Source organism: Arthrobacter sp. AQ5-05, assembly GCF_003287975.1.
Classification (GTDB): Bacteria; Actinomycetota; Actinomycetes; order Actinomycetales; family Micrococcaceae; genus Paeniglutamicibacter.
Genome location: NZ_QMKQ01000003.1, coordinates 54,018 through 79,925, shown reverse-complemented (window position 1 = coordinate 79,925; position 25,908 = coordinate 54,018). Strand labels below are relative to the sequence as shown.

At 65.8% G+C, this 25,908-nt stretch carries 27 protein-coding genes and 1 tRNA gene; 11 read left to right on the top strand and 17 right to left on the bottom strand.

Translation table 11 applies throughout. The features are described 5' to 3' along the window. Window positions 1-5: 5 nt before the first annotated feature. Window positions 6-1,712, bottom strand: coding sequence for a fumarate hydratase (locus tag DQ353_RS04810; protein ID WP_113761658.1), 1,707 nt, complete (start codon window positions 1,710-1,712; stop codon window positions 6-8). A 109-nt stretch (window positions 1,713-1,821) separates the two neighbouring features. On the opposite strand from DQ353_RS04810, the gene DQ353_RS04805 reads away from it, so the two are divergent. The 10 genes from DQ353_RS04805 (at window position 1,822) to DQ353_RS04760 (ending at window position 10,609) form a co-directional block, all read left to right on the top strand. Next, window positions 1,822-2,313: an SseB family protein gene (locus tag DQ353_RS04805; RefSeq protein WP_181578247.1), complete on the top strand. Its 492-nt coding sequence runs from the start codon at window positions 1,822-1,824 to the stop codon at window positions 2,311-2,313. Window positions 2,314-2,387: 74 nt separating this feature from the next. Further along, window positions 2,388-2,870: a cation:proton antiporter regulatory subunit gene (locus tag DQ353_RS04800; protein WP_113761656.1), complete on the top strand. Its 483-nt coding sequence runs from the start codon at window positions 2,388-2,390 to the stop codon at window positions 2,868-2,870. Window positions 2,871-2,888: 18 nt separating this feature from the next. Further along, a complete protein-coding gene (locus DQ353_RS04795) occupies window positions 2,889-4,076 on the top strand; it encodes a cation:proton antiporter (protein ID WP_113761655.1) in 1,188 nt (395 codons plus the stop codon). An 89-nt stretch (window positions 4,077-4,165) separates the two neighbouring features. Next, window positions 4,166-4,236 (top strand) — tRNA-Gly (locus DQ353_RS04790). 100 nt (window positions 4,237-4,336) lie between these two features. After that, window positions 4,337-5,263: an AEC family transporter gene (locus DQ353_RS04785; RefSeq protein WP_113761654.1), complete on the top strand. Its 927-nt coding sequence runs from the start codon at window positions 4,337-4,339 to the stop codon at window positions 5,261-5,263. A 205-nt stretch (window positions 5,264-5,468) separates the two neighbouring features. Next, on the top strand, window positions 5,469-6,290 hold the full coding sequence (locus DQ353_RS04780) for an amino acid ABC transporter substrate-binding protein (protein ID WP_113761653.1): 822 nt from the start codon (window positions 5,469-5,471) through the stop codon (window positions 6,288-6,290). A 66-nt stretch (window positions 6,291-6,356) separates the two neighbouring features. Further along, window positions 6,357-7,022 carry an amino acid ABC transporter permease gene (locus tag DQ353_RS04775; protein WP_113761652.1) on the top strand — a complete coding sequence of 222 codons (666 nt, stop codon included), beginning with the start codon at window positions 6,357-6,359 and terminating at the stop codon, window positions 7,020-7,022. Beyond that, entirely contained in the window at window positions 7,009-7,788 is a 780-nt protein-coding gene (locus DQ353_RS04770; RefSeq protein WP_113761651.1) for an amino acid ABC transporter ATP-binding protein, read from the top strand. Before DQ353_RS04775 ends, DQ353_RS04770 begins: the two co-directional genes overlap by 14 nt. A gap of 74 nt (window positions 7,789-7,862) precedes the next feature. Next, on the top strand, window positions 7,863-9,566 hold the full coding sequence (locus tag DQ353_RS04765; protein ID WP_113761650.1) for a helicase HerA-like domain-containing protein: 1,704 nt from the start codon (window positions 7,863-7,865) through the stop codon (window positions 9,564-9,566). Between the two features lie 47 nt (window positions 9,567-9,613). Beyond that, window positions 9,614-10,609: a hypothetical protein gene (locus DQ353_RS04760; RefSeq protein ID WP_146755202.1), complete on the top strand. Its 996-nt coding sequence runs from the start codon at window positions 9,614-9,616 to the stop codon at window positions 10,607-10,609. A gap of 26 nt (window positions 10,610-10,635) precedes the next feature. Here DQ353_RS04760 and DQ353_RS04755 read toward each other — a convergent pair whose 3' ends face one another. The 11 genes from DQ353_RS04755 to DQ353_RS04705 all read right to left on the bottom strand — a co-directional run bounded on the left by DQ353_RS04755 (window position 10,636) and on the right by DQ353_RS04705 (window position 23,091). After that, window positions 10,636-11,934 (bottom strand): MFS transporter, encoded by a 1,299-nt coding sequence (locus DQ353_RS04755; protein ID WP_502696375.1) that lies wholly within the window; start codon window positions 11,932-11,934, stop codon window positions 10,636-10,638. After that, the gene (locus DQ353_RS04750) at window positions 11,931-12,410 is read right to left on the bottom strand and encodes a MarR family winged helix-turn-helix transcriptional regulator (RefSeq protein ID WP_286166609.1); all 480 of its coding nucleotides are present in this window, start codon (window positions 12,408-12,410) and stop codon (window positions 11,931-11,933) included. Before DQ353_RS04750 ends, DQ353_RS04755 begins: the two co-directional genes overlap by 4 nt. 248 nt (window positions 12,411-12,658) lie before the next feature. Further along, a complete protein-coding gene (locus DQ353_RS04745) occupies window positions 12,659-14,614 on the bottom strand; it encodes an NHL domain-containing thioredoxin family protein (protein WP_113761647.1) in 1,956 nt (651 codons plus the stop codon). A 106-nt stretch (window positions 14,615-14,720) separates the two neighbouring features. Beyond that, on the bottom strand, window positions 14,721-15,491 hold the full coding sequence (locus DQ353_RS04740; RefSeq protein ID WP_113761646.1) for a hypothetical protein: 771 nt from the start codon (window positions 15,489-15,491) through the stop codon (window positions 14,721-14,723). Beyond that, complete coding sequence (locus DQ353_RS04735) at window positions 15,481-17,610, bottom strand: bifunctional copper resistance protein CopD/cytochrome c oxidase assembly protein (RefSeq protein ID WP_286166608.1); 2,130 nt, start codon at window positions 17,608-17,610, stop codon at window positions 15,481-15,483. Before DQ353_RS04735 ends, DQ353_RS04740 begins: the two co-directional genes overlap by 11 nt. A gap of 109 nt (window positions 17,611-17,719) precedes the next feature. After that, window positions 17,720-18,952, bottom strand: a complete 1,233-nt coding sequence (locus tag DQ353_RS04730; RefSeq protein WP_113761645.1) for a Dyp-type peroxidase — start codon at window positions 18,950-18,952, stop codon at window positions 17,720-17,722. Then, complete coding sequence (locus tag DQ353_RS04725) at window positions 18,939-19,517, bottom strand: copper chaperone PCu(A)C (RefSeq protein ID WP_113761644.1); 579 nt, start codon at window positions 19,515-19,517, stop codon at window positions 18,939-18,941. Before DQ353_RS04725 ends, DQ353_RS04730 begins: the two co-directional genes overlap by 14 nt. Window positions 19,518-19,731: 214 nt before the next feature. Beyond that, window positions 19,732-20,343 carry a copper resistance CopC family protein gene (locus tag DQ353_RS04720; protein ID WP_113761643.1) on the bottom strand — a complete coding sequence of 204 codons (612 nt, stop codon included), beginning with the start codon at window positions 20,341-20,343 and terminating at the stop codon, window positions 19,732-19,734. A 58-nt stretch (window positions 20,344-20,401) separates the two neighbouring features. Further along, window positions 20,402-21,037 (bottom strand): hypothetical protein, encoded by a 636-nt coding sequence (locus DQ353_RS04715; RefSeq protein WP_146755201.1) that lies wholly within the window; start codon window positions 21,035-21,037, stop codon window positions 20,402-20,404. A gap of 187 nt (window positions 21,038-21,224) precedes the next feature. Further along, window positions 21,225-21,509 (bottom strand): HU family DNA-binding protein, encoded by a 285-nt coding sequence (locus DQ353_RS04710; protein WP_071212675.1) that lies wholly within the window; start codon window positions 21,507-21,509, stop codon window positions 21,225-21,227. Window positions 21,510-21,831: 322 nt separating this feature from the next. Continuing rightward, window positions 21,832-23,091 carry an SDR family NAD(P)-dependent oxidoreductase gene (locus tag DQ353_RS04705; protein WP_181578246.1) on the bottom strand — a complete coding sequence of 420 codons (1,260 nt, stop codon included), beginning with the start codon at window positions 23,089-23,091 and terminating at the stop codon, window positions 21,832-21,834. A gap of 152 nt (window positions 23,092-23,243) precedes the next feature. Here DQ353_RS04705 and DQ353_RS04700 point away from each other — a divergent pair, with 152 nt between their 5' ends. Then, window positions 23,244-23,891 carry a DnaJ family domain-containing protein gene (locus DQ353_RS04700; RefSeq protein WP_113761640.1) on the top strand — a complete coding sequence of 216 codons (648 nt, stop codon included), beginning with the start codon at window positions 23,244-23,246 and terminating at the stop codon, window positions 23,889-23,891. A 67-nt stretch (window positions 23,892-23,958) separates the two neighbouring features. Here the strand turns inward: DQ353_RS04700 and DQ353_RS04695 are convergent, their stop codons facing one another. The 5 genes from DQ353_RS04695 to DQ353_RS04675 form a co-directional block, all read right to left on the bottom strand. After that, window positions 23,959-24,147: a hypothetical protein gene (locus tag DQ353_RS04695; RefSeq protein WP_113761639.1), complete on the bottom strand. Its 189-nt coding sequence runs from the start codon at window positions 24,145-24,147 to the stop codon at window positions 23,959-23,961. Between the two features lie 111 nt (window positions 24,148-24,258). After that, complete coding sequence (gene rpsN / locus DQ353_RS04690; protein WP_113761638.1) at window positions 24,259-24,564, bottom strand: 30S ribosomal protein S14; 306 nt, start codon at window positions 24,562-24,564, stop codon at window positions 24,259-24,261. Window positions 24,565-24,566: 2 nt separating this feature from the next. Then, window positions 24,567-24,734, bottom strand: a complete 168-nt coding sequence (rpmG, locus tag DQ353_RS04685; RefSeq protein WP_007270730.1) for a 50S ribosomal protein L33 — start codon at window positions 24,732-24,734, stop codon at window positions 24,567-24,569. Then, entirely contained in the window at window positions 24,734-24,970 is a 237-nt protein-coding gene (rpmB, locus tag DQ353_RS04680; protein WP_071212671.1) for a 50S ribosomal protein L28, read from the bottom strand. Before rpmB ends, rpmG begins: the two co-directional genes overlap by 1 nt. 409 nt (window positions 24,971-25,379) lie before the next feature. Then, the gene (locus tag DQ353_RS04675; RefSeq protein ID WP_113761637.1) at window positions 25,380-25,853 is read right to left on the bottom strand and encodes a MarR family winged helix-turn-helix transcriptional regulator; all 474 of its coding nucleotides are present in this window, start codon (window positions 25,851-25,853) and stop codon (window positions 25,380-25,382) included. Window positions 25,854-25,908: the final 55 nt, after the last annotated feature.

The window sequence follows — 25,908 nt, the reverse complement described above, 5'->3', positions numbered from 1 at the left end:
GATGCCTACTTGCTGCGGATCGGCAGGCCCGTGAACGTCGGCTTGGAGGATTCGGAGAAGAAGTCGTTGCCCTTGTCATCGACGACGATGAAGGCCGGGAAGTCCTCGACCTCGATCTTCCAGATTGCCTCCATGCCGAGCTCCTCGTACTCGAGGACCTCGACCTTCTTGATGCAATCCAGGGCCAGGCGGGCGGCCGGGCCGCCGATGGAGCCCAGGTAGAAACCGCCGTGGGTGTTGCAGGCATCGGTGACCGCCTTGGAGCGGTTGCCCTTGGCCAGCATCACCATGGAGCCGCCGGCTGCCTGGAACTGGTCGACGTAGGAGTCCATGCGTCCGGCGGTGGTCGGGCCGAAGGAACCCGAGGCCATGCCTTCGGGGGTCTTGGCCGGGCCCGCGTAGTAGACCGGGTGGTCCTTGAGATACTGCGGCATGTCTTCGCCGGCGTCCAGGCGTTCCTTGATCTTGGCGTGCGCGATGTCGCGGGCCACCACCAGCGGTCCGGACAGCGACAGGCGGGTCTTGACCGGGTGCTTGGTCAGCTCGGCCAGGATCTGCTCCATGGGCTGGTTCAGATCGATCTTCACCACCGAGGAGCCGCCGGTGCCGGTGACCCCGTCGGTCTCGTTGTCGTGCGCGGCGATGGCCGGGTGGTCCTCGTCGGGCATGAAGCGGGCCGGATCGGTTTCCAGCTGCTCCACGAACACGCCCTCGGGGGTGATCTTGGCCAGCATCTGGCGGTCGGCCGAGCACGAGACGGCAATGGCGACCGGCAGCGAGGCGCCGTGGCGGGGCAGGCGCACCACGCGCACGTCGTGGCAGAAGTACTTGCCGCCGAATTGGGCGCCGATGCCGAAGTTGCGGGTCAGCTCCAGGACCTGCTCCTCCAGCTCGGTGTCGCGGAAACCGCGGCCCGTGATCGCACCGGTGGTCGGCAGGTTGTCCAGGTACTTGGCCGAACCGTACTTGGCGGTCTTCAGCGCGAATTCTGCGGAGGTTCCGCCGATGACGATGGACAGGTGGTACGGGGGGCACGCGGCGGTGCCCAGCGAGCGCAGCTTCTCATCAAGGAAGCGCAGCATCGCGTTCGGGTTCAGGATGGCCTTGGTCTCCTGGTACAGGAAGGACTTGTTCGCCGAGCCGCCGCCCTTGGCCATGAAGAGGAACTTGTACTGGTTCTCATGCCCCGGGGTGGTGTCAGCGTACAGCTCGATCTGCGCCGGCAGGTTGTTGCCCGTGGACTTTTCTTCCCAGGTGGTCAGCGGGGCCAGCTGCGAGTAGCGCAGGTTCAGCGTGGTGTAGGCGTTGTAGATGCCCTTGGAAAGGTCCTTCTCATCCGGGCCCTGGGTCAGCACCTGCTGGCCGCGCTTGCCCATGACGATTGCCGTTCCGGTGTCCTGGCACATGGGCAGGATGCCGCCGGCGGCGATGTTCGCGTTCTTCAAGAGGTCCAGGGCGACGAACTTGTCGTTCGGGCTGGCTTCCTCGTCATCGAGGATGTTGCGAAGCTGCTGCAGGTGCGCCGGACGCAGGTAGTGCGAGATGTCGTGCAGTGCGGTGGAGGCCAGCAGTTCGAGCGCCTCGGGGTCGACCTCGAGGTACGTCCGGCCGCCCGGACCCTCGATGGTGCGTACGCCTTCGGTGGAAATCTGGCGGTAGGTGGTCTCGTCCGCCCCGATGGGCAAGAGGTCTTCGTACTGGAATTCGGGCATCAGGCTTCCTTGCAACAGAAACAATTTTGTCCCTCCACTCTAGAACGGTTGGCCCTCCAACCAGACATCGGGTTGCGCCGCCGGTCGCTTAGTCGACATGCTTGGGGACATGAGCGAAGAGAACGAGCAAGCCAAGACCAGCACCAACGCCGAGGACATCCAGGCGGCCTTGGGCATCGAACCGACGACCGTCGGCAACGAGCCGGCCACCCACCTGGAGATGATGATCCGTGCCGCTCAGAATGATCCGGCGCTGAACGGACAGGTCATCGCCAGCTTCATGAACTCGGAAGTGTATTTCCTCAGCCGCGAGGCGGTCTCCGGCGAAACCACCAACGCGCAGCCGATGCTGCTGCAGAACGCCGCCGGCGAACCTGTCATCGCCCTGTTCACCCACCTGGCCCGAATCCCGGGCGCCTACATCGATGTCGCGCCCTACGGAGTGCAGCTGCTGGGCGGCACCATCATCCGCTCGCTGCAAGACACCGGGCTGGTCATCAACCCGGGCCACGAGCTCTGCCTGGAGATCGACGCCGCCGGGGTCAAGACCATCCGCCAGGAATTCAACCTCGACGGCAGCCTCAAGAAGCCCTCGAAGTAGGCCCAGGGTTCATCCCGCCCGCCCGCGGATCCGCGCTCCTGCATTTTGGCTGAAGCGCGGACTAGAGTGGGAGCATGAATTTTGAAGATACGTCGCTGCCCGGCCTCGGCGTCCGTCGCGAAATCACCCTCGCGTCCGGCCGCCGGGTGGGCGTGGTGATCCTGCGTGACGGAACCATGCAGCTGATCATTTCCCAGCGCGAGGACCCGGACGCCTGTGCGGCGGCAATACCGTTGAGCACCGAAGAGGCCGGGGCCATCGGCGCCATGCTCGGTGCCCCGCAGCTGGTCACCCAGCTGTCGGACCAGCACCGGGATCTGCCCGGGGTCAACACGCAGCAATTCGTGCTCAGCCACGAAAGCCCGTACGTGAACCAGACTCTCGGTGACACGCACCTGCGCACCCGCACGGGCGCCTCCGTCGTCGCGATCTCACGCAGCGGCAGCGTCTTCCCCTCCCCCAGCCCCGGCTTCGAGCTCAACGCCGGGGACGTACTGGTCATTGTCGGAACCTCTGCAGGTTTGGAAAACGCAGCGCACCTGATCAACGACGGATAAGGGAAAGGTGCACGGGGCATGGACGGCACTGCGCTGATATTGGTTGAGCTTGGCGCCGTTTTCTTGGGGCTTGGGTTGTTGGGGAGGCTGGCCGCCAGGGTCGGCATGTCCCCCGTTCCGTTGTACCTGCTCGGCGGGTTGCTCTTTGGCAGCGGCGGGGTGGTCAATCTGGCGGGCATCACCGAGTTCGGGGAGATCGCCAGCGAGATCGGGGTGATCCTGCTCCTGCTGATGTTGGGGCTGGAATACACCGCCCGCGAACTTGTCACCGGATTGAAGGGGTCCTGGCTCGCCGGGGTCGTGGACCTGGTCCTGAATTTCACCCCTGGCGCCGGACTGGCCCTGCTCATGGGCTGGGGCTTTCCCGGGGCGCTGGTCCTGGGCGGGGTCACCTATGTCTCCTCCTCCGGCATCATTGCCAAGGTCCTCTCGGACCTGGGCCGGCTGGGCAACAGGGAAACACCGGTGGTGCTCTCCATCCTGGTGCTCGAGGACCTGGCCATGGCCATCTACCTGCCGGTGCTCACCGCGACTCTGGCGGGGCTCAGCTTCCTGGGCGGGTTGCGGGCCGTGGGAATCGCGTTGGGCACCATCACCCTGGTCTTGTTGGCGGCGTTGCGCTTCGGTCCGCAGATCTCCCGACTTATCCACTCCTCGGACCGCGAAAACTTCCTGCTCAAGCTCATCGGTGCGGCCCTGCTGGTGTCGGGGCTCGCCTCGGCCCTGCAGGTCTCCGCGGCGGTGGGCGCATTCATGCTCGGCATCGCGATTTCCGGGTCCACCGCCCACTCGGCGACCAAGGTCCTCGAGCCGCTGCGCGATCTGTTCGCCGCCACGTTTTTCGTGGTCTTCGGGTTGAACACCGACCCCACCACGATTCCCGCGGTGCTTCCCATGGCGATCCTGCTGGCCGTGGTCACCTCGCTGACCAAGGTCGCCACCGGCGTCTGGGCCGCCAAGCGCGTCGGAATCGGGGTCCCCGGGCGCATCCGCGCCGGTCTCGCGTTGATTGCGCGCGGCGAATTCTCCATTGTCATTGCAGGCCTGGCCGTCGCCTCCGGGGCGATCACCGGGGAGCTTGCCGCGCTCTCAACCGCCTACGTTCTGCTGCTGGCGGTCCTCGGTCCCGTGGCGGCCCGCCTGGCCGAGCCCCTGTCCCGTCCGTTCCTGCCCAAGACGGCCCCCGCCCCGGACACCGCTTTTTGACGCGCCCGGGATCGCCGATTAGGTTTTCGCACCCCACCTTGGGATATGCTGTTTTTTGCCCGGGCGGTCAATAGACTCCCCGGAGCACTGCGGGCGTAGCTCAATGGTAGAGCGCCAGCTTCCCAAGCTGGACACGCGGGTTCGATTCCCGTCGCCCGCTCGCAAACGACGTGGGACCCGGCCGGTGGCCGGGTCCCACGTCGTTAAGGCATTCGCGCAGTGCGTGGCCACCAACAGCGGGAAGCGGGCCCTGAAAGCTCATGAGCGGAGTACTCTCTGGTTTTGCCGTGGTCTGGACCGTCATTGCCGTGGGGTACCTGGTCGGGAGAACCGGTGTGCTGGGGGACGACGCGCGCTATGTGCTCAACCGCCTGACCTTCTTCGTCGCCAGCCCCGCCCTGCTGTTCACCACCCTGGCCGACTCCGACCCCGCCTCGGTGCTTGGCCCGTTCCTGGGTGTTGCAGCACTTTCCTCGCTGGCCACCGCCATCGCCTTCGTGCTGGTGACCCGCTGGTGGCTGCGGCGGGACTTGACCGAGTCGACCATCGGCGCCATGAGTGCCTCCACCGTGAACTCGGCCAACCTCGGGTTGCCCATTGCCTTGTACGTGCTGGGCGACATGGCGCACGCGGCGCCGGTGATCCTGTGGCAGCTGGCCCTGTACTCCCCCGTCTGCCTGGCCATCCTGGATGCCAGCACCTCACGGCACCGCACCACGGTGTTTTCGATGATGGTCCAGACCCTGAAAAACCCGATGATCGTCGGTTCGCTGGCCGGACTGGTGTGTGCGTTGTTCGAGATCAAGCTCCCCCAGCCGCTGGCCGACCCCATCGAGCTGATCGCCGGGGCCTCGATCCCGGCCATGCTCATTGCCTTCGGCATTTCGCTGGTGGGCTCCAAGCCCCTGGAGGCCGCCGGCGGCCGGAGGGCCGACACGCTGGTGGCCACCGGCATGAAGCTGGTGTTCCAGCCCGTGGTCGCCTGGGCGCTGGCCGTGTGGGTGTTCCGTCTGGACAGCTACGCGGTGTTTGTCTCGGTCATCATGGCCGCGCTGCCCACGGCCCAGAACATCTTCGTCACCGCCTCGCGCTACGAGCGCGGCATCGTCCTGGCCAAGGACACCGTCCTGCTCACCACCATCGTGGCGGTCCCTGCCATGATGCTCGTTCCGCTGCTCCTTTCCTGACCTGTTCTCCCTGATCCACCCCGGATTGCGGGCCAGGAGGCGAAGTCGCGACGCACTTCGGAACAAAAGGCTTATGCGATTCCGGCCTCCGTGTTAGCGTCTGAGCAAGGTTCACTTGTTCGGCATCAGATACCCGCCTTGCTACCTTCAAGACGGCAGGTGCCGGTCGGCGGGTGAACGACCGTGACCGAAAGGACCGTTTCCCATGAAGCGCCACATCATCGCCCTGGCAACCGCCGCATTGCTCGCCGTGTCGGTCAGCGGTTGCAGCGGCTCCACCGAACCATCGGGTTCCCCTGCCGCCAGCGGCACCGCGACCGGCGTGACGCTCAAGCAGGTCCAGGATGCCGGGGTGCTGAAGATCGGCACCGAGGGAACCTACAAGCCGTTCTCCTTCCACGAGGGAGGCACCGGGGCGCTGACCGGCTTCGACGTGGAGGTTGTCACCGCCGTGGCCCAGAAGCTGGGTGTGAAGCCGCAGTTCGAGGAGACCCAGTGGGACGCGATCTTTGCCGGGCTGGAAGCCGGGCGCTTCGACGTGATCGCCAACCAGGTCTCCATCACCCCGGCGCGCGAGGCCAAGTACGAGTTCTCCAAGCCCTACACCGTGAGCACCGGGGTGATCGTGACCAAATCCGGCAATACCGACATTTCCTCCTTCGCGGATTTGAAGGGCAAGACCACCGCCCAGTCCCTGACCAGCAATTGGCAACAGCTGGCCAAGGACTCCGGGGCGAACGTCGAGGCAGTCGAGGGCTGGGCGCAGGCGATCACGTTGCTGAAGCAGGGCCGCGTGGATGCCACCATCAACGACAAGCTCACTTACCTGGACGCGCAGCAGACCAAACCGGACGACGGAATCAAGATCGCCGCCGAGACCGCCGAGAAGTCGCTCAGCGCCATGGCCTTCCGCCAGGGCAGCGAGGACCTGGTCAAGGCCGTGGACAAGGCGCTCGATGAGCTCTCGAGCGACGGGACCCTGTCCACGATCTCCGAGAAGTATTTCGGGGCCGACGTCACCAAGTAGTTCCCGGCGGGGCCGCGGGCCGCTGCCAAGCGGTCCACGACCCCGTCTTTCCAAGGAGTCCGGCACATGCAAATCGATTGGCAACTCTTCGGTGATTCACTCTGGCCCATCGTTTTGGGCGGGCTGAGCAGCACCATTCCCCTGTCCCTGGCAAGCTTTGCCATTGGGCTGGCCATCGCCCTGGTGATGGCGTTGATGCGGCTGAGCCGCAACCCGGTGGTTTCCTTCCTGGCCCGGGCCTACATCTCCGTGATCCGCGGAACCCCGCTGTTGGTCCAGCTGTTCGTGATCTTCTACGGGTTGCCCTCCATCGGGCTGACGCTGAACCCGTGGCCCAGCGCAATCATCGCCTTTTCGCTGAACGTCGGCGGATACGCGGCCGAAGTCATCCGTGCCGCGATCCTTTCGGTCCCCAAGGGGCAGTGGGAGGCCGGCTACACCATCGGCATGTCACGGACCACCACGCTGCGCCGGGTCATCCTGCCGCAGGCGGCACGGGTCTCGGTGCCGCCGTTGTCCAACACCTTCATCTCGCTGGTCAAGGACACCTCGCTGGCCTCGTTGATCCTGGTGACCGAGCTGTTCCGCAGGGCCCAGGAAATCGCGGCCTTCAGCCAGGAATTCATGCTCATCTACATCGAGGCGGCAATGGTCTACTGGGTGCTCTGCCTGGTGCTTTCGGCCGGCCAGACCCGACTGGAAAGAAGGTTTGACCGCTATGTCGCACACTGACCACGGCAACGCCCGGCCCCTGCTGAGGGCCACCGACCTGCAAAAGAGCTTCGGCGAGCACCAGGTGCTCAAGTCCATTGACCTGTTGATCGGCAAGGGGCAGGTGCTGGCGCTGATCGGACCGTCCGGGTCCGGCAAGACCACGGTGCTGCGCTGCCTCAACGGCCTGGAAATCCCCGACGGCGGCGAGGTGGCCTTCGACGGCGGGCCGGCGGTGGCCTTCGCCCCGGGCACCACGCAGAAGCAGGCGCAGGTGCTGCGCACCCGCAGCGCCATGGTGTTCCAGAACTACAACCTCTTCCCGCACATGACGGTGCTGGAAAACGTCATCGAGGGGCCCGTCCAGGTCCAGCGCCGCAAGCGCGCCGAGGCGATCGCCGAGGCCGAGTCGCTGCTTGCGCGGGTAGGGCTGGCCGAGAAACGCGATGCGTATCCACACCAGCTCTCCGGCGGCCAGCAGCAGCGCGTGGGCATTGTCCGTGCGCTGGCGCTGAAGCCGTCGCTGCTGCTCTTCGACGAGCCGACCTCGGCCCTGGACCCGGAGTTGGTGGGAGACGTGCTGAAAGTGATCAAGGAACTCGCCGACGAGGACTGGACCATGGTGCTGGTGACCCACGAGCTGGCCTTCGCCCGGGAGGTCGCCGACGAGGTCGTGTTCATGGACCAGGGCGTGGTCGTCGAGCGCGGACATCCCGAGGTGGTGTTGCGCAACCCGCGGAACGAGCGCACCAAGCAGTTCGTGCACCGCCTGCTCAACCCGTTCTAGGGACCGCCGCCGCTACGGGAAAAGAATTGGAGCTCCCACCACCACTGACGCGTTACAGACCGTAGGCTATGGACATGGCCAAGATGACGACATCCCAGCACGTGGAAACCATAACCGCCGGTTACGCCTTCGAGGGCCCGGCCGTGATCCTGGGGGCTGCACTGGTCGATGACCAGCTCTTCCCCGAGGCGCAGGTCCGCTTGCCGCTGCGCATGATGAACCGGCACGGCCTGGTGGCCGGCGCGACCGGCACGGGCAAGACCATCACCCTGCAATTGATGGCCGAGCAGCTCTCCTCCCACGGGGTCCCGGTGTTCCTGGCGGACATCAAGGGGGACCTCACCGGGTTGTCCACTCCCGGGACACCCACCGAGAAACTCGCCGCCCGAACCGCCTCGGTCGGCATGGCGTGGGAAGCCAAGTCCTTCCCCGTGGAGTACTACTCCTTGGGCGGGGACGGGCAGGGGATCCCGATCCGGGCCACGATCTCCTCCTTCGGCCCGCTGCTGCTCTCGCGGATCATGGACTTGAACGAGACCCAGGAATCCTGCCTGCAGCTGATCTTCCACTACGCGGACACCAAGGACCTCGAGCTCCACGACCTGAAGGATCTCCGCGCGGTCATCACTCATTTGACCAGCGACGAGGGCAAGACCGAACTGGAGGGACTTGGCGGGGTCTCCAAGGCCACCGCCGGGGTGATCCTGCGCGAGCTGGTCACCCTGCAGGCCCAGGGCATGGAGTCCTTCTTCGGCGAACCGGAGTTCGACACCGCCGAGTTGCTGCGGCAGGCACCTGATGGCCGCGGGGTCATCAGTGTCCTGGAACTGCCCACGCTGATGGAAAAGCCGGTGCTCTTCTCCACCTTCATGATCTGGCTGCTGGCCGACCTCTTCTCGGAGCTGCCCGAGGTCGGAAACCCGGAAAAGCCGAAGCTGGTGTTCTTCCTCGACGAGGCCCACCTGCTCTTCAACGGGGCTTCCAAGGCGTTCCTGACCTCGATCACCGCCACGGTCCGGCTGATCCGCTCCAAGGGCGTCGGGGTGTTCTTCGTGACCCAGACACCCAAGGACGTCCCCGCGGACGTGCTCGGGCAGCTCGCCAACCGCGTCCAACACGCGCTGCGCGCCTTCACCCCGGATGACGCCAAGGCGCTGAAGGCGACCATCTCCACGTTCCCCACCAGCGACTACGACCTGGACGCGGCGCTGACGCAGGCCGGTACCGGTGAAGCGGTGGTCACCGTGATGAACGAGAAGGGCGCCCCGACCCCTGTGGCCTGGACCCGGATGTGGAGCCCGGAATCAACCATGGGCCCTTCCTCCGCCGAGGTCGTTTCCGGGATCATTGGCACCTCCGCCCTGATGCAGGTCTACGGCACCGCCGTGGACCGCGAATCCGCGTATGAGAAACTCACCGCGGGTGCCCGGACGCCGGCTGCTGCCCGGGTCCCCACGGGCGGATCGGTCGCCGCGCGGGTTCCGGGGCCGGGGCAAAGCCAGGCGGACATCGACGCCGCGGCCCGAGAAATCGAGGAATCGATCCTGGGCCGCCCCTCCTCGATCCCGCGTTCCGCACCGGAACCCGGTGCCACGGATTACGCCATGCCCGACCCACCAGTGGCAACAAAAAATCCGCCCAAGCGCGGTCCAGGCACCCCGGTTCCCGCGCCGAAACCCGACAATCCCGTGCTTGACATGGCCTTGCAGGCCGCAAACATGATCGGCAGAGAGCTGTTTCGCGGCATGTTCGGCACCAAGCGGCGCCGCCGCCGCTAGGGAGGGTCGGCGCGAACCACGCCGGATTCCCGGTAGCCTTGAACACAATGAGCGAACGTTTATCTCCCACAAGGGTCGCCGCCACATGGGCGGCGGCCCTTGTGGTGCTGGCCGTCCTGGCCTTTGCTGCCATCGCCCTGGTCAACCACAACACCTTCGGGCCCGCCCAGAAGGTCAAGGAACTGCACGCGCATCTCACCCGCGGCGAAGGCGCCGCGGCGCTGGGGCTGCTCCAGGCCACGGTTCCCAAGGGCAATGCCCTGCTGCTTGACGGCGAGGGCCTGAAGGCCGCCAGCGCCGATATCAAGGACTTCACGGTGGGCAAGCCCGAACGGGTCACCGGCGCCGATGACCTTGCAACCGTCACGGCGACCTACTCCATCCACGGGGTGCAGCAGCAATCGACCTACCAGCTGGAACGCGCGGGCCGCAGCTGGCTGTTTTTCGAGAACTGGTCTTTTGTCCCCACGACGCTGCCCACCGTGGCGATCTCCGCGAACACCACCAACGAGGTGGTCGTGAATTCGCGTCCCGCCCCGCTGGTCAAGGGCAAGACGACGGTCCCGGTGTTTGTTCCGGCCGTCATCGACACCAGCTTCGCCACCCCGAATTTCCGCGCCGATTCCCGCGGCCTGGCGGTCACCGAGTTCTCGAAGAAGGCCACCGAGGTGAAGCTCCGCACGCAGCCCACCAAGAAGCTGCTCGACGAGGTCAACAAGCAGATCACCGCGTACCTGGATGACTGTGCGCAGCAGCAGGTCCTCATGCCGGCGGGCTGCCCGATGAGTTATTCCACGTCGGCGAGGGTGCGTTCGGATTCCATCCACTGGAGCATCGTTGACTACCCTTCTCCCGAGATCGTTGCCTACGACGGTTCCTGGGCCCTGCGCCCCCTGACGGTGAAGGCACGTTTGGACGTCACCGAACAGGACCTGCGCACCGGGCGGTACACCGAGCAGACCGTGGATGACAGCTTCGGGTTCACCGCAGTGCTCAAGGCCAGCACCACCAAGGTCCGGGTCACCCCGGTCTCCAGCGAGTAGCATTCCCGGCCCCGGGCCCGATGCCCCTATCTGCCCAGCAAGGGAACCAGGGCGCGGACCTTGGACCGGGATCTTGTCGCGGCCTTGTGCCGGGCCGGGGTCCCGGTGCCCGGCTTCGGGGTGCGGCGCGCCCGGCGCAACACCACGACCACGGCGATGAGACCGGCCGCCAGGGAGAGCACCGCGCCGCTGCCGACCGACCAGCGGGCACCGAACTCGGTGCCGAGCCAGCCCACCAGGGGGGCGCCCAGCGGAGTTCCGCCCTGGACCACCATGATGTAGAGGCCCAAAACGCGCCCGCGGTAGGCGGGGTCGACCGAGAGCTGGATCATGGTGTTGGCGCTGTTCAGGAACGTCAGCGAGGCCAGTCCCACCGGAACCATCATCACCGCGTACCAGAAGAAGGTGGGCATGAAGCTGGCGATCAGGGCCATGGCACCGAATCCGACGGCCCCGCCCAGCAGGTAGCGCATCCGCGGCTTGCCGCGGCGCGCGGCCAACAGGGCTCCGGCGAGCGTGCCGACGGCCATGATGGTTCCCAGCAGGCCGAAGGCCCCTGCCCCCACGTGGAAGATGTCGGTGGCCATCATGGCGTTGGTGAGCTGGAAGTTCAGCCCGAAGGTGGCCACGACAAAGGCCAGCGCGAAGATCAGCAGCAGGTCCGGGCGCTTGCGCACATAGGCCAGCCCGTCGCGGATCTGGCCCTTCTGGCGGGCCACCAGCATGGTGGGCTGGAACTGTTCGCTGCGCATCTTGGCCAGCGAGAAGATCACTGCCCCGAAGCTTGCGGCGTTGATGAGGAATGCCGGTCCGGTGCCGAAGGCGGCGATCAGCAGCCCGGCGACGCCGGGGCCGGCCAGGCGGGCCAGGTTGAACGAGGCGCTGTTCAGGGCAACCGCGTTGGGCAGTTCGCGTGCCGGGACGAGCTCGGAGACGAAGGCCTGGCGTGCCGGGGCGTCAAAGGCGCTAGCCACGCCCAGGCCGAAGGCCAGCAGGTACACGTGCCAGAGCTCGGCGGTGCCGGTGGCCACCAGCACGCCCAGGATGGTGGCGAAGACGCCCATGGACGACTGGGTGATCAGCAGCAGCTTGCGCTTGTTCATGCGATCCGCGAGCACTCCGGCGAACGGGCCCAGGAACAGGATGGGCAGGAACTGCAGACCGGTGGTGATGCCGGTGGCGGTTCCGTCGTGGTTGGTCAGGATGGTGAGCACCAGCCAGTCCTGGGCGACACGCTGCATCCAGGTGCCGATGTTGGAGACCAGGGCGCCGGCGGTCCAGAGCCGGTAGTTCGGGATCTTCAGGGCACTGAACATCTTGCTCATTTGGCGCTCATTTCCTGCAGCAGGGCCGCGGCCCGCGCCAGGGTTGCCCGGTCCTTGGCATCGAGCGATTCCAGGCGCACGGCCAGCCAGGCGGTGCGCTGGTTGCGGGCCGCGTGGAAGGCCCGGCGCCCCTCCGGGCTCAGTGCCACCATCACCAGGCGCCCATCGTGCTCGCTGCTGGTGCGGGTGACCAGGCCAGCTTCCAGCAGGCCCTTGACGATTCGGGTCATGGACGGGGCGGCGACCTGTTCGCGGCCGGCCAGCTCCCCAATGGTGTGTTCTTCGGTCCGCAGGCCCGCGAGCACGGAGTACTGGGCGGGGGTCAGCGTATCGGAGCTTGATTCAAGGCGCAGGCGGCGGGATGTCTTCATCACGGCCACGCGCAGTTCCGCGGCAAGGTCGCCGGTGTTGGTGGCATTGCTGACCCGGGTGGGGGCCATTCTTACGGGGTTCGGGGCGTTATCGGTTTCGTTCACTTGATCCGGGCTGGCCACGGATCCTCCTTCATCGCGCCGCTTATCCGGCGTCTTGGGTTTCGACCTCATTAGTTACTTAGCATTGCTAACAATACGTGGACCGAAATATTCCCGCCATGACGGGAGTCACCTTGGGTGCCTCGGCGACGGGTGAGATGCCTAACGCCGGGTCCCGGCGTTCAAACACGAGCGAGGCCCGTCCCCTGGATTCGGGGGACGGGCCTCGCATCGGCGCGTGGTCGTGTCGCCTAGTTGTCCATGCCGCGCAGGTCCAGGACCAGCTCGGTCTCGCCCTCGGCATCCACCAGCACCGGGATGCCCCAATCCTGCTGGTAGAGGTGGCAGGCGGCGTGCATGGGGATCTCCCCGCCGGGCTCGCCGTCGCAGGCGGCCGCACGCGCGGTGATGTGCAGGACGCCCTCGGCGATGTCCGGGTTCAGTTCCAGGGTCCGGGTCAGCCCGGTGGAGGTTCCGCCGCCGGAGAGCAGCAGTTCCTCCGGGGACGATGAGATCTTCAGCTGGGTCGGATCCCCCCAGCGGTCATCGAGCTTCTGCCCGGTGGGCGCGGAGAAGCGCACGGTCAGTGCGTGCTCCCCGGCCGCGACCTTGGTCTTGGGGCGCTGGGTCTGGGAGGCACCCTCGTCGACGAGAAGTGCCTCGGCGGGAAGCGGCAGGCGCACCAGCTGGTGGTTGTTGGTCTCCACGACCAGCAGCACCGGTTCGCCGTCCACCGAGGAATCCAGCTGCACGTCCGCGGGCTCGTTCAGGCCGCGGGCCAGCGTGCTGACGGTGGCGGTGGCCGGGTCGTAGCGGCGCACCGCGCCGTTGTAGGTGTCTGCGACGGCGATCGAGCCGTCCGGCAGCGCAGCGACGCCCAGCGGGTGCTGCAGGCGTGCCTCGGCGGCGGCGCCGTCGCGGAAGCCGAAGTCGAAGAGTCCGGCGCCGATGGCCGATTCCACGGTCGCAACCGAACCGTCATCGGCCAGCACCAGGCGGCGCAGCGCGGAGGTCTCCGAGTCGGCGACCCAGATGTTCCCTTCCTTGTCCAGGGCCAGGCCCGAGGGCTGGGCGAACCAGCTGGCCTCCGGGCCGCCGTCGGCCAGGCCCTCCAGGCCGGTGCCGGCGAAGACCGACAGGGCGAAGGTCACGGGATTGAAGGCAAAGATCTGGTGGGTTCCGGCCATCGCGATGACCACGGCGCCGGTCTTGGGGCTCCACAGCACGTCCCACGGGGAGGACAGCGAGGTGCCCAGCGGGTCGCTGCCCAACTCGCTGATCCAGGCCTCCTCGTTGTTCTCGTCGACAGCGGCGCGGGCCTGGTCGGCGTCGAGCAGCCGCTGGATGCCGTTGCCGGCCAGCGTGGTCACGTTCCCGGTCTGCAGGTTCAGCCCGCGCAGGCGGTGGTTCACGGTGTCGGCGATGACCGCGTGGTAGCCCAGCGTGGCGGCGAGCTCGGCCGGGAGCAGCGCCAGGCCCTGTGGCTCGTTGAATTGCGCGGTTTCCGCGTCCCCGTCGGCGAAGCCCTTCACGCCGGAGCCGAAGGTGCGCACCACGGTGGACAGGTCGTTGCCCAGTTCCACGATGCGGTGGTGGCCCGAGTCCCCGACGAGGAAGTTCCCGTTTTGAAGCGCCACGGCCTTGCCCGGGAAGCGCAGGTCGCCCTCACGGGCGGGCGGCGCCACGTAGGGGCCGGTGCCGCGGTGCAGCGTGCCCTTGGCCTCGTGCTCGGCGATGAGTTCCTCGACCAGGGATTCCAGGCCGGCGGCGTGGCCCTCGCCGGAGAGGTGGGCCACGATGTAGCCCTCGGGGTCCACGACCACCAGGGTGGGCCAGGCGCGGGCGGCGTAGGCCTGCCAAGTGACCAGCTCCGGGTCGTCCAGCACCGGGTGCTCGATTTCGTAGCGTTCCACGGCGGCGGCCAGCGCGACCGGGTCGGCCTCGTACTCGAACTTCGGGGAGTGCACACCCACGGTCACCAGGACATCGGAGTACTTGGCCTCGAGCGGGCGCAGCTCGTCCAGCACGTGCAGGCAATTGATGCAGCAGAAAGTCCAGAAATCCAGGATCAGGATCTTCCCGCGGAAGTCTTCCAGGGCCAGCTGCTTCCCCCCGGTGTTCAGCCAGTTGCGGCCAACCAGTTCTGAGGCACGGACCTTGTAGGAGGTGCGTACGGATTCGGTTCCGGTGCTGGGGGTTGCTGTCATGGATCTGCTCCTGGGCTTGTCGGCTGACGTTGTGCTGTATTCAATTATCCCGTTTTTGCCAACCGGAGCAGACATCATGACATGATGCGACGATCCGGACGCTTGGCTAGCGGGCCTGGGTCAGGGCGGCGTCGAGCACCTGGGCCGCCATTTGGCTGAACTCCGGTGCATTCAGGCCGTCGGCGGCAATGAACGAAACCATTCCCACGTAATCCCCCTTGGCCTTGATCAACACCAGGGCCTGCTGGCGCATTCCCTGGCCCTGCCTGCCGCGGGTCCACAGGATTGCCGAATCCGCGTCCCCGTCCTTCAGCACCGGCTTCTCGGTGGTGAAGGGAACGGTCTCGGTTTCCTGGTGCAGGGTCACTTTCTTGCATTCGGTGAGCATCGCCAGGACCGTGGCGTAGTGGGCCTCCAGCGCCGATTTGTCGGTGATCTTCGCGACCTCGACCGATCCGGTGGCTGGGATCTTCTCGGTCAGGAAGTCGGTCCGCGCGCCCTCGGCACCCATTTGCACCGGGGACCAGTTCAGCGACTCGATGACATCCGCGCATTGGGTGGGCAGCACCGCAACCCCGCCCAGGGTGTCCTCGGGGGCCTTCTTCAGGTCGGTGAGTTCGGTCCCGGATATCACCCGGGCCTTGTCGAATCCCAGCCGTGCGGCCATGGAGATGCCCGAGGCCACCGAGAGTTCGGAGACGTTCAGTTCCGCGGCCCCAGCACTGGGCGTTGCGGCGGAGGCGTCAGCGGGCAGCGGCGCGTGCCCCTCGGGCAGTTCCACGGCTTGCGGGGCCCCGGCGCAGCCGGCAAGTGCCAGCCCCAGGGCAAGGGTCAGGGCAAGGGTGCGCAAGGCACCCGTCTTGGTCCTAGCGGCCACGGCGCACAATCTCCTCGTCCTGCTTCTTCAATTGGGCAAACATCTCGTTGTAGGCGTGCAGTTCCGCGTCGTTGTCGCGGTCCGCCTGCCGGTCCTTCCGCTTGGATTCCTTGGTGTCGTCCCGGTTCCAGGACACCATCACGCCCAGCGCCAGCAGCAGCGTCGGGATCTCCCCGATCCCCCACATGGCCCCGGCACCCAGCCGCTGGTCGGCCAGCGCGCCCTCGCCCCAGGTCCTGCCCATGTTGCCGAACCAGTCGGCCTGGTAGAGCGAGGTGGAGCTCATGATGGAGACGCCGTAGAAGGCGTGGAAGGCCATGGTGGCCAGCAGGATCACCAGGCGCAGCGGATACGGTGCCCGCTTCGGGACGGGGTCGGTGCCGATCATGGACAGTGCAAAGAGGTACCCGGTGATGAGGAAGTGCAGGTTCATCAGCTCGTGGCCCATGTGGTTGCGCAGCGCGAAGCCGAAGGCCGAGGATTCGTAGAAGATGATGATGGAACCGGCGAAGTTGGCCGCGGCAAAGAGCGGGTTGGTGACGACGGCAGAGAACTTCGAGTGCACCAGCACCAGGATCCATTCACGGGGCCCACGGGTTCCGTCGGTGCGCGAGCCCAGTGCCTTCAACGCCAGGGTGACGGGCGATCCGACCACCAGGAGCAGCGGGGCCACCATGGTCAGGGCCATGTGGTCCACCATGTGCACGGAGAACAGGATCTTGCCGTAGACGGCCAGCGCGCCCGAGGTGAAGTAGAACAGGGCCGTCAGTCCGAGGAGCCAGGAGATGGTCAGCAGGATCGACCATTTGTCTCCGCGCCGGCGCACCGTCACCACGGCCCACAGGTAGGCGATCGCCAGGAAAAGCACGATGGCGATCCACAGCCAGTCAAAGCGCCAGACCTCCATCCAGCTGGAGTTGGTCAGCTCCGGGGGCAGTTCGTACCCGGTGAGCAGTCGTGCCGGGGTGGGCAGCACCGGGGCGGTGTCGGGGGTGGGCGGCGCGGTGCGGGCCAGCACGGTGGCCAGGGCCATGACCGTGGCCATGATGATGGTTTCGGCTCCCACGACCAGCCAGGCCGCGCGGGTTGCCGCAAGCTTTCCGGCTTCCAGCGCGGGGATGACCCGGCGGCGGTGGGCCAGGCCCAGCGCGCCCAGGGCGATGGTGGCCAGGGTCTTGGCGATCACCAGCCATCCGTAGGGGGTCATCCACTGGTCCCAGTCGGTGATGCGGATGGTCGCGTTCACGACGCCGGAGCCGGCAACCAGGATGATGGAGATGGTGGCCAGCGCGGAGAATCGGTGCAGCACGGTGCCGGCCAGGATCGGCCGGGTGCCGGTAAAGCGTCCCGGGGCCTTGGTTGCCAGCAGCGGTGCCAGCGCGGCCAGCACCACGATGCCGCCGAACCACAGGCACACCCCGGCCAGGTGCAACATGATCGAGTTGACCGCACCCCAGTGGTCGTCTCCGCCGGCGGCGTGGCCGATCAGCGACATCGGCAGGATCCCGGCGAAGGAGAAGGCGGTCGTGGCCCCGACCCAGGCCGGGGAGCGCACGCCGAAGGCCAGGGAGGAGGTGATCGCGGCAATCACGATCATCCAGGCCCAGGCCCGGCCCACGGAGATGTTCAGGACGTAGTCGAGCATGGCGGAGGTGTAGCTGGGGTCGGCGCTCATCGGCTTGCCGACCAGGTCCCAGAAGGTGAAGACCAGCACCGCGGCCGCAGACACAGTCCAGACCATTCCGGAAGCGGCGGCCAGGTTCATGGTGCGGGCAAAGACGGGGTGGGTTTGGCCGCCGTCGGTGTCGTGCGTGCCCGGTTCCGGGCGCTTGGGCCGGGTGGAACGCGGCAGGATGGTTGCGGCGAAAACCAGGGCGGCGATCGTGATGGCCATCGAGGAGTGGTGAAGCGCCTTGGCGGCGGGCAGCGCCCAACGCACGAAGGGCCCGGGGTCCCCCAGCTCACTGGTCTGGGCGGTACCGGCAAAATAGCTGGCCGCAATGATCACCAGCACCCCGACAACGAGTGCGGGAAGGGTCAGCAGGAGCCAGAGCCTCTTGCCTGGCATCGATGCCTCGACCTTGGTGGCCGTGGCCTGCGTGTTCCGTGACTTGTTCACAATGTCCTCTCAGCTTCCTCGCCGATCCATTCTCCCACCGATTGCCAGGTCCCGAGGCGCCAAGGTGGCTCACGCCACCTGCCGGCACCTCGGGACCGGCACCCGGGGATCAGGTGGCGAGCAGTTCCTTGCCCAGGAAAGATCCTTCGCGGCACCCCGGAAGGATCGCGTAGACCGCGGACCCTATCGGTGTGGTCCACTCGTTGAGCAGGTCGGCCGCATCCAAGCGTTGCTGGATGGGGACGAACTGGCGATCGACGTCGCATTGGTAGGAGGCAAAGAGCAATCCCGCCTTGGTGCCGTCGAGGTAGTTGTAGCCGCGGCGCAGGATTTTTTCGTCCGCCTCGCGGGCCTGCGATCGGGCCACATGCGAATCGGCCGAAATCACCGGGAACCCCGCGGCGTCGCGCACCCGCAGGTCGGGGGTGTCGAACTCGTGCTCCCCGGTCAGCGGTGAGCCGTCGGACTGGCGGCGCCCCAGGGAGAAGTCCCGGGCCGGGCGGTCCACCTCGTCCCAGGCTTCCAGGTCCATCTCGATGCGCCGCAGCACCAGCGAGGTTCCACCCTCCACCCAGGGCTCGAGCCCCTCGTCGCCGAACACTGCTCGCTCAAGCATGGCATCGACGGGGTTCCCGGTGCCGTCCTTCTGCCCGAACAGGTTGCGCATGGTGGCCCCCTCGGGCATGGTGCCGCGCGAATGTCGGAATCCGTCCTGCACCCACCGTGTTTTGGCCAGGGTGCGCAGGTCCTTTTGGATGGCCCGGCGGGCGTGCAGCAGCGAGATTTGGTCGTCCCCGCAGACTTGCACCAGCACGTCGCTTTGGCCCCAGGCCTTCTCCAGCCGGTCAACGGAGAAGCGGGGAAGGTCCTTCAGCCACCCGGGCACCAGGTCCGGGTTCAGGATGGCCACGGCGTGCTGCCCCAGCCCCACCGTGAGGGTGAGTCTGGCCGGGTTTGCCGCCATTTCCGGTTCGGTGTCGGCAAGGATGCCACGGCCGGCCATGAGGCGGGATGCGTCGTCACTGATGATCTTCAAGGTCCGGGCCAGCGCGTCACGCGTTGCTGCCTCATGGGCCCCCGGTTCCGGGATCAGGTCCAGGGCCAGGAATGTGGCAAATGCCGGGGCAGGGGTGGTGATTCCCGGTTGGTGCTGCCCGTGAAACGCAATGGTGTCCGAGCCGTGCAGCGCCTTGTCCGGCTCGGCGGCAGCCGCGCCGAGTGGAAGGCCCGCGGCGGAGAATCCCGCCGCGGCACCCACAGCGGCTGCCGCCGAGCCGAGCAGCAGGCCGCGGCGCGAGGGGACGCGGGTGCCCTTCCCATGGGCCGTGTCAGTGACCGGCATGCTCGTCCCCTTCCGTGGGACCTGCGTGGCCCGATTCGTCGGCCTCCGGTGCATAGGAATCCTTGGCCCCGGTGAAGCTCTTGATCTCGAAGGGGACCTCGCGGGTGCTGCCGTCGCCGAAGGTGAATCTCAGGGCCGGGCTTTGACCGACCTCGAGCTCCTGCTTCAGATCCATCAGCATCACATGCTTGCCGCCCGGGGCAAGCTCGATGGTTGAATGAGCGGGGATCTCCAGCGGACCGTCAAGCTCCTTCATGCTCATGGCGGTGCCTGAGCCTTCCATGTCGTGCAGCTCGGTGCTGCCGGCTAGGGTCGAGTCGACCTTGACGAGCGCTGCCGGACGGTCCGTGGGGTTTTCCAGCACGGCAAATCCGCTGGTCATCCCGTCACTGGCTGCCTTGATCCAGGATTCGGAAATCTGCAGCGAGTCGGCTTCGGTGGCGTTTCCATTCCGGGTGGCCGCATCGGATGCGCCGGAAACTGCGCATCCGCTCAGCAGCAGGCCGGCCATGGATGCGGCAGCGAGGGGTGCGGTGAAGCGGTGGGTGAGGATATTGAAGTTCATGGGAAACTCTCCAAAATTCTGGGCTGTGGGCACGCCAAGACTGAGCGTGGGCGTTGCCCGCAAGGCATCGGCTTCCGATGGTGGAAGCCGACGCCGGTTCAGGGGGAAGGTCGTGTCGCCACCGTGCCGCGAAGCGTCTCCCGTTGCCCCGGCACGCGCTGGTGCCCGGGCATCGGTGCCCTTGTGGCGGGCTTGGCGGGGTGTGGCCGGGCGGCTACTTGGTCTGGCGGCGGACCTTCAGCAGCACCAGGGCGATGATGCCGATCCCGGCAACGCCGATGATGGCCCAGACCAGGCCCGCGGGCATGCCGGCAACCGGTGTGGTGGTGTCGCTGGCCTCGGCGCTCGGCTGTGTCGACTGCGTGGCGCTCGGCGCAGCGGACGCTGCCGGAGCGCTCGCGGTTGCCGGTGCGCTGCTGGCCACGGCCGCCGGGTCGTTGACCTCGAAGGCGATCTTCTTGTCTATCGGGTGCCCGTCCGAGGACACCACCCGGGCAATGAGGGTGTAGTCTCCGTTGGCCAAGGTGGTGGACGGGGTGACGGTGACTTCCCGGCGGTCGATCGCAAAGGTGGTATCGACGCTGTTTCCCTTGCCATCCGAGAGTTCAAGGATCGTGCCGATCTTCTTGATGTCTCCGCTGAAGGTCAGCACCAGGGATTTGGGCGCCGTCTTTAGCACCTCTCCGCTGGCCGGTGTGGAGGAAACAAGTTCGTCGTGTGCCTGGGCGCTTGATACGCCGAAGACGGTCATCAGGCACAACAGCACGGCGGCGACGAGTACGCCGATTCGAGTGGCGGCGTGTGGGGCTCGGATTGCTTCATTCATGGTGTACGTGGTCCTTTTCTCCGCGGCGATGTTGGCTCGCAGAAAGTTGGGGGCTGCTTTACGGGTATGCGAAAGCAGGTCCCCGCGGAGGACCACGGCGGTGCAGGGCCGGACGCAGCACGTCACGCAGGACCAGCATGCGATAGGCAACCCCGAGCAATGGCTGTTTGCCCCGACTTGCCTGCAGCCCGCGCACGAAGAGGACCAGGCGCGGTACGTACAGGGAGATGGCCTCGGCAAATGTGCGGGCTGCGATCTCACCCCGGCGCATGGCCACGATGGTCACGATTGCGGAAACCACGTGTGCGGCAGTCATCAGCCAGCCCGCGGGCGAGTCGGCGGCGGTTGCGGCAGCCACGGTTGGATCAAGGCCCAGTTCCAGGCCGTGTCCTGCGTGCACGGCATGGGTCCCGGCTTCACCGATGAGCCCGGCCCCCTGGTGCTGGTGGCCGAACAGGACAAATGCGCCATGGTAGGCGCCCTGGCTCAGCAACACGGCCAGGCCGGTGCGCATCAGTGAGCTCTTGCCCGAAGCCAAGGCCGTGCAAATGACGGCGCTGATGCATAGCAGGAGCCCGAGGATGGCCGGCGGCGGCATGACCCCGTCCACGGCGGTGTGGGAGGCAGCGGCAAGGCAGGTGCAAATCAATGCACCAATCCAGCCACGCAAGATGCGCAGGCCGTGATCCTTCATGCCGTTTTCCTCCACCAAGGGATTGAGAGGTAGTGCCTAATGGTTCCAGCAAGTCATTCTACGCGATTCTACGGCTCGTAGAATTCTGATTACGCCCATGGTACCCATTAACGCCAAAGCCGCCCCCTGCATCCGGTCCTGGGGACCAAGCGGGGGGCGGCTTGAAAGCTGTTGCGCGCGGCGCAGACTACTTGCCGGTAACGGCAGCCTTCAGCTTGGAGCCAGCGGTCAGCTTGACCGAGTGGCCAGCCGGAATCTGGATGGCTTCGCCGGTCTGCGGGTTGCGTCCGGTGCGTGCTGCACGGTCGGTGCGCTCGACTGCGAGCCAGCCCGGGATCGAGACCTTCTCGCCCTTGGAAATCTGGGAAACGAATACGTCGAACACTGCATCCAAAACACCGTTGACGGCTACCTGGGAGTTGCCGGTCTTCTCGGCGACAGCTGCAACAAGTTCACTACGGTTCATAGCCAAAGTATGTCCTCCTGGACTTCTCTTCCCGGACGCAATCGGCCCGGGTCGCCTCGCGTTCGCGGGGACTTCTGTGTGAGAACTTACCAAATGTTCCTGCGCGAAACGCCCGATACGGGCCGAATTCCCGGGAATTTTTTGAAGTTTGGAGGTTTTTTCGCGTTCAGCGGCCCGTTTTACTCCGAAAGAGAGACGAACAGCACTCTTGGGGGTCGAAGTCGCCACAATCCGGCAGACCGGCTCCCAGGTTCATTTGGGGCTTCCTGGCCAACGGTTTCAGGCACCCCAGACACAGACATCCGCTCTCCGGCAAGCGGTCAGGTTCCTAGCCCAAAAAGGAAATTCCGGTGGCGGATTCGGCTGCCTTCCAAATGGTTGCGGCGACCTCCGGATCGGTGGTGATTGACGCGGGTGTGGCCTTGCGCGGGCCGCCCTTGACCACCCCCCGAGGACCGTAAAAGACCGGTCCCGGAGCACTGAAGGCGTCGGGGTCCACGGCCGCCCGAACTATCGGCCAGGCTCCGTGGTCCTTGCCCTGGGTAAAGGGGGCTTGGAGCGTATCCACGACACGTTTGAACGTACCAGGCTCGTTGACGCCGGCGATCCTTGGTGTGCGCCCGGAGAGCGAATAGCCGGGATGGGTGCTCAGCGCCCGGGTCGTGAAGGTGGTTCGCTGCAGCCGCCGGTCGAGTTCAAAAGCGAAGGATTGGAGCATGATCTTGGATTGGGCGTAGGCCTGCCAAGAGGAATAGTTGCCTTCCAATTGCGGATCGTCCAGGTGCGGGCGGACCAACAGGGTGGACAACGAGCCCAGGGTCACCAGGCGGGCGGCCGGCGCCCGTTCCAGGACCGGCAGCAGCCCGGCGACCAGCGCGAAGTGCCCGAAGAAGTTGGTCGCTGCCACCAGTTCCAACCCGTCCACGCTCCGTTGCCGCGCGGACGGGGCATGGACCATGCCTGCGTTGGCGATCAGCACATCCAGGTGCTCGAGCCGCTCAAGTTCGGCAACGGCTGCGGCGACGGATCCGAGACTGGCAACATCGAGGGTCGTGAGGCGAAGCCGGGCCCCGGGGACCCGTGCACGGATTGCCGTGGCTGCGGTTTCCGCCTTGCGGCTGTCGCGGCACGCCATGATGACTTCGGCCCCGCGTCGGGCCAATTGGAGACTGGTCCAGAATCCGATTCCTGCATTTGCTCCGGTGACCATGATGCGCAAGCCGCTGGCGTCGCCATTTCGACGACGTGCCACCAACTCGTCTTCCTGTCTGGAGCTTCGGGTCTTGTTGATGCCTGTGGTCTTGAACTGGTCCATGATGTCCAAAGCTACAGTCTTCCCGACCTCAGTGCCCGATGCGTGCGGTTGGCCTGCCAGTGCTCCCCCGGCTTTCGTTGGCTCGCGTCCCGGCCAGCCGTTGCCTGCGCGCTCCAGCTTGCTGTCCTTGGCTGGGTTGCGGCATAGAAGATAGCCAATGCCCGATGGCAGCGCGGCGGCGGCCGCCGGCAATCCCTCGAGCGGGTCGATGCTCAGGGCGATGGCGGCAGTAATCAGGAACAGAACGGTTGAGGTGCCACGAAGTGCCTTCATGGGACCCAGCCCACCGAACGAGCAAGAGCAGGGCTTAGATCGGGCGAGACGTTGGAGGCCCATCGCCCGGGAACCGCCAGTGCCCGCCTGTTGATGCTGGACCAGCGCGTTGTTAAGGTTAAGGAAACATCCCGGAAGGGTGGTCCCAGCACATGTCCCGACGCAACCTCGATGAGAACCGTGAGGCCGCACTGCGCTCGGCCCGCTACCGCTTGGCCCGCGATGTCGACGGAGAACAGCTCCCCGTCGATGAGTACGCCGAAAGGACCGGGCGGAGGCTGGGCGACGGGTCGGAGCCGGCAGCCGAGGTCCGCAGCTTCCAGGCCGACGACGAGGTCTGGGAAGTCGCCAACAGCGCCCTGGACGCCGCGTTCGCCAGGGGCGACTTCGACAACCTCGCCTATGCGGGCAAGCCGATACCCGGCCTTGGATCCACCGCGGATCCCGATTGGTGGATCAAGGGGCTGATGCAGCGCGAACACATCAGCGGTGTCGGTCCCCCGGCGCTGCTGCTGCGCAAGGAAGACGAAGAACTGGAAGAGACCTTGGACCGGATGGTGGATCCCGCCGCGGTGCGGGCATTGCTGGAAGATTTCAACGCCCGGATCGTCGAGGCCCGACGCCAGCTGTTGGGCGGCCCACCGGTGATCACCGCGCTGCGTGAGGTCGAGGACGAGGTCGCCGCCTGGCGGGAACGTCGCACCGCCCGCGCGGTGGCCGCTGCACCCGCAGAGCAGGCACGGCAGGAGCATCGTCCCGGGTGGTTCGGGCGCTTGTTCGACTCGGCACGAAAGCGGTAACCGCCAGTGGGCCGTTCAGGCCGTCGGCGGCGCCACCCGCCCTGCCCGGTGCGGGCGACGGAGGCAATCAGCGGCGGTAGAGGCCCCGGCCCTGATCGATGTTGCGTCGCGCTTCGCGCAGGGCGCGAGCGGTCTCGGGATCAGTCCGCTGAATGTCGACTGCTCGCTTGTCCAGGGTCCTGCGCATTCCGATTCCGACTGACAACAGACACAGCACGAGAATCCCCGCGACGATCACGATAGAAAGCATGTCCATGCTGCGAGCCTACTCCCGTTCGGATCCTTAAGGGACCGGATCGGGAAAGCGCTGGTTAAGTGGCCAAAGGCCCCAACCGATTCGGTTGGGGCCTTTGACTGCTTCTGGAATTTACCAGGAAGACTTGGTGATGCCCGGAAGCTCGCCACGGTGTGCCATTTCGCGGAAGCGAACACGGGAGATACCGAACTTCTGGAGGGTGCCGCGCGGGCGGCCGTCAATGGAATCGCGGTTACGAACGCGTACCGGCGAAGCATTGCGGGGCAGCTTCTGCAGGCCCAAGCGGGCCTCTTCGCGTGCCTCATCGGTTGCGTTCGGATCAACCAAGGTCTTCTTGAGGGCTGCACGCTTTTCGGCGTAACGCTCAACAATGACCTTGCGCTGCTCGTTCTTAGCAATCATAGACTTCTTGGCCATGTTTAGCGCTCCTCTCGGAATTCGACGTGCTTGCGGACTACCGGGTCGTACTTCTTCAGAACCATGCGGTCTGGGTTGTTACGACGGTTCTTGCGGGTCACATAGGTGAACCCGGTGCCGGCGGTCGACTTGAGCTTAATGATCGGACGTACGTCCTTATCCTTAGCCACTAGAGCTTCACACCCTTCGCAAGCAGGTCGGCTACAACGGCATCAATGCCGCGGACGTCAATGCGCTTGATGCCCTTGACCGAAAGGGTCAGGGTAACGTTGCGACGCAGGGACGGAACCCAGTAGCGCTTCTTTTGGATATTCGGGTCGAACCGACGCTTGTTGCGGCGGTGCGAGTGGGAGATGCTGTGTCCGAAGTTCGGAACCGCACCAGTCACCTGGCATACAGCTGCCATGATCACTCCTCAGTTGTAGTAAATATTGGCGGTACTCGTTGACAGATACAGCGGAAAACTGCTGCCTCTGAATCTGCGTATAAGAGTCCCGCCACCAGTTGTGACACCGTTATTACTGCAGAAGGTAACCAGGCTGGGTGAGAACCAACCGAAGAGCCTTTTTTAGCGTGAAAGACGGTGAACCTCATGGCCAATGAGTACTTTTCCCTACTCGGCTGACCATGATATTCGGTTTTACGGGCAACCGTGCAAACCCGTTTGGGCATGCACGACTTAACGCCTCACCATTCTAGGCGATTAACACATCGGCAGCCAAATCGACAACAGGGCTTTTCGGGTCCCCGGCATGCGATCTGCCTCACGCCCGAATCATAGGCGCCGAGGCGGGACCACCGGAACCGAGGCGTTCCTAGCGCAGAATCCAGTGCGCGGGGTCCAGCCGACCCACGAGCTTCTGGCCGATGCGTGCCAGCTCGGCCACGTCGTGGTCGTCCAAACCCTGGAAAATCAGCTTCCGCACCGAACCAACATGTTCGGGGGCAAGGGACTCAACCTTGTCCCACCCATCGTCCGTGAGCCTGGCGATGGTCACGCGGGCATCCTCCGGAGACCTGGACCGCTCAACCCATCCCCGGCTTTCGAGCTTCTTGACCACGTGCGAAAGCCGCGAGAGCGAGGCGCTGGTCCGGGAGGCCAGTTCGCTCATCGGCAGGATCCGTTCGGTGGCCTCCGACAACATGGCAAGCACGTTGTAGTCGAAGAGGGTGATCTTGGCCTGGACCTGCAACTCGCTGTCGAGTGCGGCGGGCAGCAGCGTCGTGACGGACACCAGGGCCAGCCAAGCGTCTCTTTCAACGGGGCTTAGCCACTTAGGTTCGCTCATGGGCACTATCCTTGCATAGCCCATGCCCGCTTCAGGATTCCGTGCTCCGGTGTGC